The 14777-nt window shown below is 41.2% G+C and carries 14 protein-coding genes and 1 pseudogene; 4 read left to right on the top strand and 11 right to left on the bottom strand.

All coding sequences use genetic code 11. The features are described from left to right. Both Q1V93_RS06315 and Q1V93_RS06320 read right to left on the bottom strand, forming a co-directional pair. On the bottom strand, nt 1-415 hold a 415-nt coding region (locus Q1V93_RS06315), incomplete at its 3' end, for a hypothetical protein (protein ID WP_300662904.1). Continuing rightward, a complete protein-coding gene (locus Q1V93_RS06320) occupies nt 412-693 on the bottom strand; it encodes a hypothetical protein (protein WP_300662906.1) in 282 nt (93 codons plus the stop codon). The genes Q1V93_RS06315 and Q1V93_RS06320, both read right to left, overlap by 4 nt. Nucleotides 694-845: 152 nt before the next feature. Between Q1V93_RS06320 and Q1V93_RS06325 the strand changes: the two genes are divergently transcribed. After that, the gene (locus Q1V93_RS06325) at nt 846-1490 is read left to right on the top strand and encodes a class I SAM-dependent methyltransferase (protein ID WP_300662908.1); all 645 of its coding nucleotides are present in this window, start codon (nt 846-848) and stop codon (nt 1488-1490) included. Nucleotides 1491-1758: 268 nt separating this feature from the next. On the opposite strand, the gene lysA is transcribed toward Q1V93_RS06325, so the two are convergent. After that, on the bottom strand, nt 1759-2994 hold the full coding sequence (gene lysA, locus Q1V93_RS06330; protein WP_300662910.1) for a diaminopimelate decarboxylase: 1236 nt from the start codon (nt 2992-2994) through the stop codon (nt 1759-1761). Between the two features lie 145 nt (nt 2995-3139). Here lysA and Q1V93_RS06335 point away from each other — a divergent pair, with 145 nt between their 5' ends. Both Q1V93_RS06335 and Q1V93_RS06340 read left to right on the top strand, forming a co-directional pair. Beyond that, entirely contained in the window at nt 3140-4858 is a 1719-nt protein-coding gene (locus Q1V93_RS06335; RefSeq protein WP_300662912.1) for a DUF4139 domain-containing protein, read from the top strand. A 161-nt stretch (nt 4859-5019) separates the two neighbouring features. Next, complete coding sequence (locus tag Q1V93_RS06340; protein WP_300662914.1) at nt 5020-6597, top strand: hypothetical protein; 1578 nt, start codon at nt 5020-5022, stop codon at nt 6595-6597. A gap of 363 nt (nt 6598-6960) precedes the next feature. On the opposite strand, the gene Q1V93_RS06345 is transcribed toward Q1V93_RS06340, so the two are convergent. From Q1V93_RS06345 to Q1V93_RS06370, 6 genes are all read right to left on the bottom strand, one after another. Further along, nucleotides 6961-7953: a LacI family DNA-binding transcriptional regulator gene (locus Q1V93_RS06345; RefSeq protein WP_300662916.1), complete on the bottom strand. Its 993-nt coding sequence runs from the start codon at nt 7951-7953 to the stop codon at nt 6961-6963. A 10-nt stretch (nt 7954-7963) separates the two neighbouring features. Beyond that, nucleotides 7964-8842, bottom strand: coding sequence for an NAD kinase (locus tag Q1V93_RS06350; protein WP_300662917.1), 879 nt, complete (start codon nt 8840-8842; stop codon nt 7964-7966). Nucleotide 8843: 1 nt separating this feature from the next. Beyond that, nucleotides 8844-9506 (bottom strand): CBS domain-containing protein, encoded by a 663-nt coding sequence (locus tag Q1V93_RS06355; RefSeq protein WP_300662918.1) that lies wholly within the window; start codon nt 9504-9506, stop codon nt 8844-8846. A gap of 54 nt (nt 9507-9560) precedes the next feature. Next, the gene (locus tag Q1V93_RS06360; RefSeq protein ID WP_367183774.1) at nt 9561-10583 is read right to left on the bottom strand and encodes a zinc-binding alcohol dehydrogenase family protein; all 1023 of its coding nucleotides are present in this window, start codon (nt 10581-10583) and stop codon (nt 9561-9563) included. Nucleotides 10584-10636: 53 nt separating this feature from the next. Continuing rightward, on the bottom strand, nt 10637-11173 hold the full coding sequence (locus Q1V93_RS06365; protein WP_300662920.1) for a Crp/Fnr family transcriptional regulator: 537 nt from the start codon (nt 11171-11173) through the stop codon (nt 10637-10639). 192 nt (nt 11174-11365) lie between these two features. Next, on the bottom strand, nt 11366-12064 hold the full coding sequence (locus Q1V93_RS06370) for a YdcF family protein (RefSeq protein WP_300662923.1): 699 nt from the start codon (nt 12062-12064) through the stop codon (nt 11366-11368). Nucleotides 12065-12204: 140 nt separating this feature from the next. Here Q1V93_RS06370 and Q1V93_RS06375 point away from each other — a divergent pair, with 140 nt between their 5' ends. Next, nucleotides 12205-12921, top strand: coding sequence for a pyridoxine 5'-phosphate synthase (locus tag Q1V93_RS06375; RefSeq protein WP_300662924.1), 717 nt, complete (start codon nt 12205-12207; stop codon nt 12919-12921). Between the two features lie 90 nt (nt 12922-13011). On the opposite strand, the gene Q1V93_RS06380 is transcribed toward Q1V93_RS06375, so the two are convergent. Both Q1V93_RS06380 and Q1V93_RS06385 read right to left on the bottom strand, forming a co-directional pair. Further along, nucleotides 13012-13842, bottom strand: coding sequence for an alpha/beta hydrolase (locus Q1V93_RS06380; protein WP_300662926.1), 831 nt, complete (start codon nt 13840-13842; stop codon nt 13012-13014). Between the two features lie 3 nt (nt 13843-13845). Next, nucleotides 13846-14777: pseudogene (locus Q1V93_RS06385) on the bottom strand (hypothetical protein); the annotation flags it as partial.

The raw sequence follows: 14777 nt of genomic DNA on the forward strand, positions 1-14777 counted from the left end.
GAGAAGAAGCAGATGGTGCTAACTGGCTGCAATAGTAAGAAGTCACATTTCCCGAACAATTGTTTGCAGAGAAAATCATGATTTGAATTCCGTCTCCGTGAGTCGAATTGTAAACCCACACATCAAAAGAAATGGATGACGAAGATGCCACAAAACTCAAAAAAGAATTGTTTTCGATCGAACCACAGAATTCTCCTGTTAATCCGCAATCGAACAATCCGAAAAATCCACAGGAAGAACTCCAGGTATTCACCGTATACGAAGCCGATGTGTTTCCGCAATAACCGTTCAACTCGCAAATAGGTGTTGCCTGTGCACACGTATTTCCTGCTGCTGGGTTAGAACCACATGGTGGCTGTGTAAATCCTGATACACTTATCAGAACAAACACGAAGAGGCAGATCAGCTTTTTCATTTCGCAAGCTTTAATCGTTCTTCCACATACAGCAAAATCTGCTTGTTCTGATTCGATGGTTGAGTCCTGTTCTTGTAGATATAGGATTCCCTCATTTTATTCAGTTCGAAAACAGAAAGCAGGTCAATGCGCTGATAAAGCTTTTGCAATGAATCGGAAGATAATGTATCGGAAGATATTGACCCATACACAGGTGTGTGATGCGCACATCTGGTATGCGCATAAGTAGCAGTTGCAGCAAAAGCCGAAGCTAGTGCCGCTAGTAGTAGTAATCTCATAGTGTAATGAATTGTTTTACAAATTCTATTATTACTGACGAAAGTAAGGTAAAGTGGTTGCTATTATCAAAGAAAATAATAGATTTAACCATATTCCAACAGAGTGTTTAATAAAAAACATACAGATTTTTAGCATCTTACAATTCTAAACGATGGAGAATACTGAAAACTTAAAAGCAGTAGAACTGTTCAACAAACTCGCCGATTCGTATCAGCAGCGCTTCTTTTCAGTCGATGCCTATCAACCTGATCTGGACAAGTTTCTGAATCAAATCAAACCGGATTCAACGGTTTTGGATGTTGCATGTGGTCCCGGAAACATCAGCCATTACCTGCTTAAGAAACGTCCCGATTTGAATTTACTTGGCGTTGATTTGGCTCCAAACATGATCAGCCTTGCTCAGAAGAATAACCCAAATGCGCATTTCCAGGTGTATGATGCGCTGAAACTGGATGCTTTGAACCGATCTTTCGACGCCGTGATCGTTGGCTTCCTCTTCCCCTATCTTTCCAAAGAACAAGTTCTCGGTTTTCTTCAACATGTACACCAGGTACTCAATCAGGAAGGAATTCTTTACCTCAGCACGATGGAAGATGTCTATGAAAATTCCCGTTTGCGTTCCTCAAGTAATGGAGAACAGGTTATGATGCATTATTATGAAAGTTCTTTTTTGAGTCAAACCCTTGAAAATTTGGGGTTCGAAGTGTTGTCCGTCCGCACACAGGATTATGTTATTTCGGAAAATGAAACCGATACGGATTTGATCATTATTGCAAAAAAGAGGAATCAATTCTAAAACTTCCAGACAATTATTTATTCATGAAGTTCGAGTAATGAAATATCAAGAACTAGCTGAATCCGTTTTCAATGTCCTTGTCTCGATACATCCCGACTGAAACATCGGGACACTCAACAGGACAGAAACTATGTGTACTATGATTCTATGTGGTTAAATAAAATAAATACATTGTTTATAGCTTCGATCTCATAGCACCACAGAAATAAAAAAGCCGGCAGTCAAGTACCGGCTTGATCAATCAGGTTAACGAAAAGTCAATGCCTTCTCATTGATTCACCAGGGTAGTGTAGGATGAATTTTTTGATAAATCTATTTCATTGCGGATAATATCGTCGAGGGTTTCTCTTTTGCGGATCAGCAATGGTTTTCCTTCACGAATATAAACTTCTGCAGGTCTTAATCGGGAATTATATTGATTGCTCATACTGAAACCATAAGCTCCTGCATTGTAAATCGCCAGCGTATCTCCCACTTTTGCTTCTGATATCGGCCGGTCATACGCAAACGTATCTGTTTCGCAAATGTACCCGACAACCGAATACAACTTCTGCTGACCTCCCGGGTTGGAGATGTTTTCAATGCGGTGATAGGCGTTATAGAACATCGGACGGATCAGGTGATTTTGACCGCTGTTTACTCCGAGGAAAACGGTGGAAGTCGTTTGTTTCACCACATTTACCGATACCAGCAATACACCGCTCTCACTTACCAGGAATTTTCCCGGTTCAAACCACAATTCGAGTTCTCTTCCATATTCTTTGCAGAAATGTTGAAAGGACTCGCCTATTTTCTGACCGATCTCTTCAATCGGTGTTACGAAATCACCTTCTTTGTATGCCACTTTGAACCCGGAACCGAAATCCATGAATTGCAATTCGGGAAAATAACCTGCTGCCTGATACAGCAATTCCGCTCCCTGCAAAAACACATCTGCATCCACAATATCACTTCCGGTATGCATGTGTAAACCTACAATATGCAATTTGTAATGCTCCACAATGCGTTGAATGTGTCTCAGTTGGTGGATCGAAATACCGAATTTCGAATCAATATGACCTACAGAAATATTGGCATGCCCGCCCGCCAGAATGTGCGGATTAATCCGGATACAAACAGGAACATCCGCCCCATAAACAGATCCGAAGTGCTCCAAAACACTCAGGTTATCAATATTAATCATAACTCCGAGGGCAACCGCTTCTTCAATTTCTGAAAAAGCAACCCCGTTTGGAGTATACATCATTTCCTCCGGGCTAAATCCGGCTTTCAAGCCAAGTAAAACTTCTTCGATGGAAACAGCATCCAAACTGGCTCCCTGATCCTTCAGTGTCTTCAGAACATTCACATTACTCAATGCCTTCATGGCATAGTGTAACTTCACTTCCTGCGAACCAAAAGCATGCTTCAGGCGCTTATACTGAGAGATGATTTTTGCTTCATCATACACATACACCGGAGTACCAAATTCATTGGCTACTGATTCTAACAACGTCGGATTCATTTTATCTTTATTTTCAGAATGCAAAATTAGAAAAAAAATATTTATTTCACATTATTTTTTATTTTAACACAAAAAGTTATAAATAAAACTTTTTGGATTTTGAACGAAAGTCTAATTTAGCTGTAATACACGTAAACCCAATTCTATGAAAAGACAATTTGTAAACCTCATTTTTCTCCTTCTCCCAATAGCCGGCTTCACTCAGAATATCAGTGAGCAAGTGCTCAAAACAGATATCAAACGGGTAAAACTCTTTCTCACTGCCGGAGAAATGACCCACGAAACTCCTGTAAAACTTGCAAAAGGAAGAAACAAAATCATATTTTCAGGAATTTCCGCATTCGCAGACCCAAGAACCATTCAATTCACCGGATCGGGGAATTTCCGTTTGGTTTCTCTCTCCACAGAGATGGATTTCCTGGCAGCCGAACAGTGGAATCCACGCATTAAAATTCTGACGGATTCGTTGGAGCAGCTGAAAGACCGTCACCAGATGAACGTCGATCTGATGAATGCGTACCAGGCCGAAATAGGTATCATGAATACCAATAAGGATTTAAAAGGAACGACTTCTCTGACCATTGATCAGATAAAAGCAGCCGGAGAATACTATCGCACACGCACGTTTGAGATCAACAAAACGGTTACAAAAATCCGCAAAGAGCAGGATGTTTTGGCAATTAAGATCAACGATGCCCGTTTCAAGCTCACCGAATTGAATTACGTTGAAAATCAACGAAGCAACCAGGTAATCGTATTGATCGATTCCGATGCTCCTTCTGAAATTTCAGGCGTTTTGAGGTATTTGGTTTCCGATTGTGGTTGGGCTGCAACCTATGACTTGTCTGCAACCGACCTGAATCAGCCGATTAATCTGAAATACAAGGCACAAGTTTACAACAATACCGGAAACGAATGGAAAAATGTCAACCTGACTTTAAGTACTTCAGACCCGATGTTGAGTGCCGCGTCCCCGATCTTAAATCCATTTTACCTCAGATATGGAGATCAGATTGAACAAACCAAGAAAGGATATATGCAGCCCATTCAGAAAAATGCCGAATACCGGAATGAAGTCATGAATGAAATCAATATGGCGAATCAACGGGCATATGACAATTATGTATTGGATCAAAAGGAAGCTCCCGGAGTAGATCTTTCGGGGAAATTTTTGAACGAAGGCAAGAAAGTAAGCACGGTTGCCATGAAGCAAATCGAGATTTCGGATTTGAATGCCGAATTCGCTATTCCTCATCCTTTCTCCTGCCCTACGGATGCAAAACCATATACCGTTGAAATCAAGGAAATCAATATGCCTGCGACCTTCACCCACGTTTCCGTTCCGAAACTGGATCAGGGCTCATTCCTTTTGGCAAATATTGTAGGCTGGCAGGATCTGGATCTGATTCCCGGACCAACGAATGTTTATTTCGCAGGAAATTACGTAGGTGTAAGTGAAATCAATACCAACAATGTGGAAGACACACTGCATTTATCTTTCGGGCGCGACTCAAAAATCCAGGTGCTTCGCAAGTTGAAATCTGAAATGAGCACGAAAAAAGTTTCCGGAAGCACGAAGAAAGACACGTATTACTATGAGATCCAGGTACGAAACAATCGCACGGTTCCTGTAAAAATCGACGTGTTCGACCAAATCCCATTGTCTCGCAACAGCGAAATTACAGTGAGTGTAGAGACGATTGGAACAGGTAAGAAGAATGACATTACCGGAGAAGTTACTTACCAGATTGTCATTCAACCGGGAGAAACGGTTAAACTGGATTTGGGATATTCGGTAAAGTATCCGAAGGATTCAAAAGTTGTTACCAGAACCTTTAAAACAATCAGTAGTCCAAGTTTTTAATTGGATTTATATCCATAAAATCAGAAGCATCCGTCATTACGGGTGCTTTTTTTTGTCAAATGCTCATTCAAAGTTTCCAAATGCTAAATTTTTAGTAAATTTTTTGTTAATAAATTTGGAAATTGCTACAACGTTTTAGCATATTTGCTCAAACTTAGACTATGACGAAATCTTACTTGCTACTGTTTTTCAGTAACCTACTGACTATTTCAGTACTTGCGTGCAACGGAGGAACTGCATCCGGTGCGTTAACTCCGACAGCTGCCTATCAAACCATCGCAACCCAGAACGGAAGATATTATACGGTTAACGTAACTCAATGTAATCAATACGAATTTACATTTTGTGCCGGTGGTTCTTCTTCCGGGATTGATACACAATTAACGCTGCTGAATGCAGCCGGAACCACTGAAATTGTTTACTCGGACGATGTTTGTTCGACCAATGCATCCATTGTCTGGACGGCGTCTTTCACCGGATCAATCCGCATTTTGGTTTCAAAATACAATTGTGTTCACGATTTGGCATCGAATGTAACCATGGCCTATAAAATGGTTGCAAACGTTGGAAATTACTGTTTGAACGGGAATGCAAGTTATCAAATGATCGGTGGGCAGAGCTGTATTCAGCTGACTCCGGAAACAAATGATCAAACGGGTTGTGCCTGGAACAATACAGTGATCGATTTCAATCAGCCTTTTAATCTTTCATTGAATTATTACTTCGGGAACAATATCAACGGTGCAGACGGAACCACATTTACCTTCCAGCCGAATCCGGCAGCATGCGGAACTGCAGGTGGTCAATTAGGCGCCGGTGGAATTCCCAATTCTTTGGTTATCGAGTTTGATACCTATGATAATGACAATCCTGCACACGTCTTTGATATTGCAGCTGACCATATTGCAGTAGAAACAGATGGAAACTTACTTGGACCAGCTGCTCCATACTGCGGGCCCACTCCTGCCTTTGCATCCGGAGCCAACCTGGATGACGGAGTTCCTCATACCATTAAAATTTCCTGGAATCCGGCAACGCTTAATCTCCAGATTTATGTTGACGGAAACTTGCGTCTGACCTGTAACGGCAATTTCGTGACCAGCGTTTTTGGCGGAAACAATAATATTTACTGGGGAGCAACCGCTGCAACCGGAGGTTTGAACAATCAACAATATTTCTGCCCTTCCACCGTGGTTTTACCCGTTGAGTTAAGCGCTTTCAAATCAAGTTGCGACGGAGAAAACAATCATCTTTTCTGGAGATCCGAAACGGAAACACGCCTGGATCATTACGAACTGGAATATACCTTCGACGGGCAACTGTTTTATCCATTGCAACAGGTAGAAGCAAGTGGCAATTCAGAAACTCCGATCGAATACAACTTTACGGATCCGACGATTTACGATAAACAGGTTTACTACCGGATTACTTCCGTGGATCAGAATGGAAAAGAAGATTACAGTGAATTAATTTCTGCTTTCCGTTGTTCGGACGATTCGAAGAACCTGGTAACCGATTTGTATTCCGAAGAAGGAAATGTAACGATTCATTTCTCAGATAATTCCGTTATGTACCAGCTGTTTGATCTGAACGGAAAACCGGTTACAACTATTTTAAACAATAATGAATTACCTGAAAACCAACTGATTACATCGTTCTCTCAAGGAGTTTACTTATTGAAAGCATGGAATAAACAACAAACTATCGTTGAAACACACCGCGTGTTAGTCCAGCCATAGTATTTCATTCACCTGTTATTTCTAAGCATTCATAGTACTTTATTTAACGCCTGCCGAATAATTCACACGAACTAGTAAATTAATTTGGAAGTCGTTAAGTCCTTGAATATATTTGTTTCAGAAGAAATTCTAACACATCTATTGCCGATACAAAGTGAAGTCGTAGCGTCTGTCTGCGGCTTTTTTACTTATAGGACAGTTCAGTGGGTTGAAGAGTTCAAATTCTCACTTTTGCCTTTTCACTTTAATTGAACCTTAAAGCTTAAACATCATTTTTTATATTGCCGGTAGTAGCGCAAAAAAAACCGGATTACAAACGGGTTATTTCCATTCGTAATCCGGCATTCGATATTTGTAATTATTCTAGTGCGATTTCCGCTCGATAAACGAGCATTCCATCATCAGGTGTTTTCTGTTCTCTGTAGACTCTTTTAAACGATCCATCAGGCGTTCTACGGTTTCTTTTCCGATCTCACCTACCGGTTGACTTAAAGCTGTTACCGGCGGAGCAAAATAGGAGAATGCTTCCGAGTCATCAAATGAAATGATTCGTACTTTATTCGGAATATCTACTTTCAGAATATTCAACGCGTTGATCGCATGAAGCGCTACTTTATTATTCAAAGCCACAAACGAATCAACACCATCGTCAATCATTTGTTTCACTCTTGCTACGCTCTCATCTACATTTTCCGTCAGGCTTGCCAGTTCGAAAGGAATTCCTTGTTTTTCGCAGGCAGATTTTGATCCGTCAATGCGTAATTGAATCGTCATGACATCTGAACGTTTCGGGTGCAAAACACCCACTTTCTTCGGCTTTTTTGAAAATCGTTTGATAAGCATGGAAGATTCCATGTAATTATCAACTCCTACGAAATCGGCAAATTCATCCCCGATACGGTCAACCCAAACTACCGGAATAGGTGTTTCATCCAAAACCGGTTTTAAAGCGGGAATTCCGTTACATGGAGCAATAATCAATGCGTCAACGGAACGAAGAATCAGATCGCGGATCAATTTCAATTCCATCGTTACATCATCGTTCGTTGAAACGATAAATAAACTATATCCTTTTTCATAGAGCGATTCCTGAATTGCCTTACTTAATTCGGAATAAAACGGATTTGAAATATCAGCCAACACCAAACCGATTGTTTGTGTTTTACCTTCTCTCAATCCTTTTGCAAAATAGTTGGGAACATAATTCAGTTCCTTTGCTTTTTCAAGAATCAGCCTTTGAGTCGTTTCACTGATATTGAATTGTTTTCCTTTTCCATTCAATACAAATGATACAGTAGATTTTGAAACATTTAAACTTTCGGCAATATCCGCAAGTGATGTTCTTTTTGATTTCATTCTTAAAACGTTAGTTTCTCTGGTCTTTACCCCACGACATTTTGTTGCGAATAGTATCCAAGAAATTAGTGTCCTCTAATTTAATGACATTAATCATATATTCTGCCTTTCTGATTAAAACTTCTTCATTCTGACGAATACTTTTGGCATTGCCGTCCAGAGAGATTAAGTAATTGCGTTCTCTTCCCTGAACACTGAGCTTAATTGGCATATTATCAGGCACAACCACCGGCCGGACATTCAAATTATGCGGAGCAATCGGGGTAATAATATGCACCTGGCAACCCGGAGTTACGATCGGTCCGCCACAGCTCAGATTGTAAGCCGTAGAACCTGTCGGAGTCGATACGATTAAACCGTCTGCCCAATAGGCATTCAAATATTTATCATCCAGAAACGTATTGACCGTAATCATGGAAGAAGTATCTTTTTTCAATAACGTAACCTCATTCATCGCTACATTATCCGCACCAAACAAACCGCGTTCGGTTTCGACCCGCAACAATGAGCGTTTCTGATATTCATATCGTTTCTGGCGAACCAGTTCCAAAGCCTCTTCAAACAAATCATCGCTGATATTCGCTAAAAAACCAAGTCTCCCGGTATTGATTCCCAAAATCGGAACATCTGAATTCCGGATATATGAAACGGTTTTCAAAAAGGTTCCGTCGCCGCCAATGCTGAATGCCATATCAATACCGTGATGGAAATCTTCGTGTTTGGTGAAAACATCCGCATCACTGCAAATGAAGCCTTTTTTGACCAATTGATTCTTTAATTCCTGCTCTAAGACTAACTTCCAGCCAAATCGTTCGATGGTAGCTGCAAATCGTTTGAATAGTGGGATATCTGCCTTGGTGATTTTCTTTGAATAGACCGCAACTCGCATATCAGATATTTAGGTAATTCATGAGTGCATCGTACCTGAACTGCATATCATCTTCATCCGTTGAACGCTGAAAACTAGCTTTCACAATCATATCGTAACGCTCAAAAGAGCGAATGATCCGCGACAAATCCACTTCCGAAATTTTCAACGTGACTTCCAGTTTCGTTGTATCTGATGAGGACATAATGAACGATGAGAGGATTTTCGCATTTTCGCTTTCCACGATTTGTGCAATCTGAGCCAACGAATAATCCACCCGGTTCATTTCAAGAACCACAATTCCTCCTACTTCCTTGATACTGGCCGTATTTGCAATCAGCGTCATCAACTGATGTACGCTTGTGCATCCCAGGTATTGTTCATTGTTATCTAAAACCGGTAATACCGAAATACGGTGCTCTGCCATTTTTGCGAGCACTTCGTAGATATGCGCATTTTCCAAAACATATGGTCTCGGGAGATGATCGAAAAGCACATCCAAAGTCAATTCCAGGTCTTTTTTATCCAAAATATCGCTTTCGGAAATTAAGCCCACGAAATTGCCGTTTTTCAGAACCGGGAGATGGGAAACTTTGAATTCTTCCATCCAAATTAATGCCTTCTCCCCTGAATCTGTATGCATTAAAGGGGGAATCTCGTCTGTAATTACTTCTCTTGCTGTCATGATATGTGCCAAAGTAGTAAAAACCTAGATAACTACCGAAAACTTTGTGAAAATTTAATCCACGGAAATGACCAGTCTCGTACCTCCGTTCAGCTCCATATTCCATGCTTTTCCAATCTCGGAAAGGGGTAGTACCTGCGTTTCCAACCGGAACACTCCGGCAGCAGCCAATTCAAATATTTCCGGTAACGTTTCTGTAAAAAAAGACTGCAAATCTGCTTTGGAAAGACTTCCCAATCCGGAGCCCAACAATTCAATCGCAGAGCTTCTTAAGGTTCCCGAATCCAGGGAAATTGTTTCTCCCGCCATACTTCCCACTGTAACAATTTTTACTTGCGGAGTAAAAGTCTTGATTCCACCACCTTTCAATGCCGAAATAATCAATTCAACCGGTTTTCCCCATAAATAATCGATCACACAATGAATCGGCGTTTCCTGGTGCAGTGCTTTCAATTTCGAAACAATTTGTTCATCGGAATCCAACAAAGAAATAACCTCATCTGCGCCCAACTGTTTCAATTGTTCCAACATTTTCTCATTTCGTCCGGTTGCGATAATCCGGGAAGCTCCATCGTGTTTTGCCAGCTGCACAGCCAATTGCCCGGTAACTCCGGTTGCACCATTGATCAACACAACTGCTCCTTTTTGCATTTTTGCCCTGAAACGCAAAGCCATTGCTGCTCCGATAACCGCATTGGGCAAAGCAGCAGCCTGTATGACATCCAACCCTTCCGGCAAAACCACATACTGACCTTTTGTAATCAAAGTCTGTTCTGCCAGCATTCCGGAAAGTCCTTGCGCGTAAACCAGAGTTCCATCTTCCAAAGTTCCTACTCCATCCATTCCAACAACTGCCGGCAGTTCGGTATAACTTGCATAATGTTTTCCACTTGCGCGCATTTTGTCCAGGTTTTTCACGGACGCGGCTTTCATGTTCAAAATCAACTGATCTTCCTTAGCAGGAACGGGATTCGGGTAATCTGAATAAACGGGAGTATTTCCCAATTTGTAAATCAATGCTGCTTTCATCTCTTTTTCTGCAAAGGTCGATGCTACTCCGAACTTCTCTCTTAACAATTGTAAAGTTCTGCACCTTCACGAAAAAAGGAATCGGTTAATCATAGAACTTTTCACTTTTTCATCCTGGCAACCCTATTCCGGATGCGGCTCAGGGAAACCGGAGTAATTCCGATATAAGTAGCCAGATCCTGTTGCGGAACACGTTTCAACAATCCGGGATTGGTTTTCAATAGGTGGATGTAGCGCTCTTCCGGTTTATCCCGCAAAAATGAAAGTACATGTTTGGAATAATACAAAAAGCGGTCGAGAATATATTCCTGAAACCATTCCCTGAAGTCCGGATCGTTTTTCATCAACTCATCAAAAGTCATTTTATCCAGCACATACAATTTACATTCTTCCAGGGTTTCCAAACAAAAACTGCTAGGCTGAAGACTCAGAAAACTTTCCAGGGAAGCAACCAACTTGCCTTCAAAGAAAAACTGGCTGGTGATTTCGTTCCCGTCTTTGTTCAGCCAAATCCGCAAAGCACCTTTTTCAATAATATACATCTTCCGGGCAATCGAACCTTCCGGAACCAATTGTGTTCTTGCCGGAACCGTAATTGATTCCAGTCCAAATAAAGCTGCCCATTTTATTGCATCCATGTCCATCTCAATTCGTTCTTTTTTGATTTATCTCAGAGTTCGGATGATTTGGAGTTTTTTCGACGATAAACAAACTGGCTCAAAGGAGTTCAAAAAGTTTAAAAGTTCAATTTGAACATTTGAACATTTGAACATTTGAACATACAAAATCCATTCAATCAAAAAACATCATCTGCCATCCGAAACTCCTTCTCAATTCTCTATCCTGTCTGCATATTTCTTGCGTAAATGCTTTGTTTTTAAATCTTCTTCCTGCCAGCGAATGTGCTGCCCGAATGTTCCCCGCAAGCGCTGCCATTTGGATTGACGGTCTACAATGGAAACAAAATTTGCCCGTTTGGCAGAACTCGGATCAATTTGCGGCTCCGACAAGTCCTGCTTCAAAAGTGTGTCTTTGATAATCGGCAGCAAGTCGATCGGGAACTCGAATTTCTTAATGAATTTCCGCATTCCGTTCAGCTGAAAAGGATCCGTAGCGAGTGCAATCTTTTTGAATCCCTGTTTTTTAGCTACCTGGTAGGAATAATATACATTCTCCGTACTGTGTTCCGCTCTCGGATCCGTAAAAATGTGCTCTTTCGGAATTCCCAACGCCTCGCCGTACAAAGCCATGATTTTCGCTTCCTCATATTCCGTATAAACCGCCGAACCTGAATAAATAATATTCTTCGTAATTCCTTTCTTGTACAGATAATTAGCCCATTGAACACGCATCTGCATCGCTTCACTCCAATGTTTCCCCTCAAAGGGAACTCCCGGAACAATGATCGCATCATAAGGCGCTTTTTTCAACGATTCGCGATTTGTTTTTTCAGGGGAAGGAGCAAATATAAAGCACCCGTTCAACAAAGTACTTCCTATCAAAATCAGGCAAAAATGAATCACTTTCATTATTCAATGATACGATTTTATGTCTTAAAAACAGGCTGCGAATCACTTAAAACTTGAAATCATACTTTCAAAAACTTTAACATCCTTTAAAAACAAATCCTCTGTATCTTCGTGGCTCAAACGAAAAGAAGGAGATTTTTATGACCAAGTTAAGTGTGAACATTAATAAAATTGCGACGATTCGAAATGCACGTGGAGGCAATACTCCGAATGTGGTTCAGGTAGCTATTGACTGCGAGCGTTTTGGTGCTGCAGGAATTACTGTTCATCCCAGACCAGATGAGCGGCACATTACCGGAAAGGACGTGGTTGATTTGTCTAAAGTCGTAACAACTGAATTCAACATTGAAGGTTATCCTGATGAACGTTTTATGCAAATGATCGAAGCTATTCGTCCGGCGCAGGCTACACTTGTTCCCGATCCGCCACACGTTCTGACAAGTAATGCGGGCTGGGACACGAAAGAGCATCTGGAAGTTTTACAGGATATTATCCGAAGAATTAAAGCTTTGGGAGTACGAACCTCCATCTTTGTTGACACTGATCTTCAAAACATCGAATACGCGATCAAAACCGGAACCGACCGCATTGAGTTATACACCGGGCCGTATGCTGAAGGTTTCTCCGAAAACAAGGAACAAGCAATCGAACCTTTTGTGATTGCAGCAAACAGAGCTTTGGAGCTTGGTTTGGAGTTGAATGCCGGACATGATCTGAACCAGGAAAATCTGCGTTATTTCAAACAAAACATTCCTCAACTGGCTGAAGTTTCTATCGGCCATGCATTGATTTCAGATGCACTTTACCTGGGATTGGAAAATACGATTCAGCGTTATAATTACTTACTGAGAGATTAAAAACGCTATTTGTGGAGCTAACTTACAGATAGTTACCAGGGTACATTGTGGATAAGTGCACACTTATCCACAAAAGAAGATGACTGGTTTTCAGAGGCGATTCTCCAGGATTTTTTGAATGTAGTTATTGATCTGTTTTTTCTGTTTCCGGGTTCCTTCGTCATTCATCTGGTTATGCGTGATGTTTTTGAGTTGAATCACCCGGATTCCAAAACTATCACATAATTCAACCGGAGGAAGCACGCCCTCATCTGCTGTTTTATCCATGGACCGCAAACTCGCAATTTGTGGATTGGAACATGTCGGGAGCGGCATTCTCAGATTATCCAACGTAATGACTTTCCGGATCAAATCCGGATGATCCTTTGCAGTCAGAACACTCATATCTCCGCCATTGGAATGGCCAATCAGATCGACCGATAAAATGCGGAGCTGCGGATTTTGTTGTTTAAAGTGATTCAATACAAACAAAATATTCGCTTCCCCTCTCGTCCAGAAAGGCATACGAACTACCTGCATGATTCCCGATTGCGGAAGCAGCGAATCTCCCTCCAATTCATGCTGAATACTCAAAACCCAGAATCCTTCCCTGGCCAAACGCTTCGTTAAATACGAATAATTCAGGTAATTGCGCGGATAATTTGCGCCGTAACCATGACTGAAAATCACCAAACGAATCGAATCCGGATCTTTCGTTTTCAATTTCGGGCGAAACAAAGCATAGGGAATCCGTCGGCTGCGAATGCTGTCGAATACTTCCTGTTTTTCTACTTCAATTTCTTTACGCTTTCCAACGGAATCTTTTTTAGCCGGTTCTTCAACTGCATCTTCTGAGTTAGAAGCCAGCGAAGCCATTCCTGCCAGTGCAAGCAGTAAAATCCCTCCTAAAAAGGCAAAAAACCGTTTTTTCTCCTTGTCCATTTGTTACTTTATCAAAATTGAAAAGTTTGTTCCGTCAATAGTCACTGTTCGAACCTTATTTTCCGAATCAGTTACTTGATAAATCATCTTTTTCCCATTCGTTCCGGGCACTTCAGTACTTTCCGACCAAAGATTCCCCAAACAACTTTCAACCTGCTCTTCGCGGTAATCCAAAAGCGTTCCCGTGTTATCAAAATGTAGCAGCACAAACCCGATTTCCAATCCCCCGCCACACATTCCATTCGGGTTGGAGGTCGAAGTGGCTTCGCATTTCAATATGATTTTCGAACCATTGACATCGTATTTCGAAGCAAAAACAGAATGTCCATAACCGGCAGAAGTAAACTGACTCAGATCAATCCGTTTGGATTCCCCTTTTCCCGTCGGAATTACCAAAAACTCAAGTTTCCTGTCCAGGTCGATCCGGTTGGTATTGAACTCCACATTCAACTGCTTTTGCCCGTTTTCCCAGGTTCCTTTGTATGCATAATTACTGTAATCAACATTAAATTTTTCTGTAAATCCCATGCGATTAGAAAAACCATCAGTAGCTTCCCACGGATTTTCAATAGAATAAGTCATTTGTCTTACGCTGTCAGCACGTACCGGATCTGCAAACGAGTAAAGTACCAAATGACCGGAATACACTCCGACCAATGGAATTTTCTTTTTGACATTGTTGTAGTAATACCAGCCCGAAACCGAATAACTCAGCCAATTCTCCGGAGAATACTCCTCGAATTTCAAATACATCGTGATCGGATATTTACCGTCTATCGACCCCGTAATGATTTGATCCGTCAATGCGAATTCTTCGATAAAAAGCGGTTCTTTCTGTGCTTTTAGTTCGAAAACAGAAAGCAGAAGCACCAGAGCAATCAATCGTTTCATCTGACTTTTTGGCTTTGAGTTGTTACAATTTTCTGCTGATCCAT

It is taken from the genome of Fluviicola sp., from assembly GCF_030151805.1.
GTDB lineage: Bacteria > Bacteroidota > Bacteroidia > Flavobacteriales_D > Crocinitomicaceae > Fluviicola.

What these genes read in the sequence shown, in the direction of transcription:
- Q1V93_RS06320 (WP_300662906.1), bottom strand. Translation starts at nt 693, where the DNA reads ATGAGATTACTACTACTAGCGGCACTAGCTTCGGCTTTTGCTGCAACT.
- Q1V93_RS06325 (WP_300662908.1), top strand. Translation starts at nt 846, where the DNA reads ATGGAGAATACTGAAAACTTAAAAGCAGTAGAACTGTTCAACAAACTC.
- lysA (WP_300662910.1), bottom strand. Translation starts at nt 2,994, where the DNA reads ATGAATCCGACGTTGTTAGAATCAGTAGCCAATGAATTTGGTACTCCG.
- Q1V93_RS06335 (WP_300662912.1), top strand. Translation starts at nt 3,140, where the DNA reads ATGAAAAGACAATTTGTAAACCTCATTTTTCTCCTTCTCCCAATAGCC.
- Q1V93_RS06340 (WP_300662914.1), top strand. Translation starts at nt 5,020, where the DNA reads ATGACGAAATCTTACTTGCTACTGTTTTTCAGTAACCTACTGACTATT.
- Q1V93_RS06345 (WP_300662916.1), bottom strand. Translation starts at nt 7,953, where the DNA reads ATGAAATCAAAAAGAACATCACTTGCGGATATTGCCGAAAGTTTAAAT.
- Q1V93_RS06350 (WP_300662917.1), bottom strand. Translation starts at nt 8,842, where the DNA reads ATGCGAGTTGCGGTCTATTCAAAGAAAATCACCAAGGCAGATATCCCA.
- Q1V93_RS06355 (WP_300662918.1), bottom strand. Translation starts at nt 9,506, where the DNA reads ATGACAGCAAGAGAAGTAATTACAGACGAGATTCCCCCTTTAATGCAT.
- Q1V93_RS06365 (WP_300662920.1), bottom strand. Translation starts at nt 11,173, where the DNA reads ATGGATGCAATAAAATGGGCAGCTTTATTTGGACTGGAATCAATTACG.
- Q1V93_RS06370 (WP_300662923.1), bottom strand. Translation starts at nt 12,064, where the DNA reads ATGAAAGTGATTCATTTTTGCCTGATTTTGATAGGAAGTACTTTGTTG.
- Q1V93_RS06375 (WP_300662924.1), top strand. Translation starts at nt 12,205, where the DNA reads ATGACCAAGTTAAGTGTGAACATTAATAAAATTGCGACGATTCGAAAT.
- Q1V93_RS06380 (WP_300662926.1), bottom strand. Translation starts at nt 13,842, where the DNA reads ATGGACAAGGAGAAAAAACGGTTTTTTGCCTTTTTAGGAGGGATTTTA.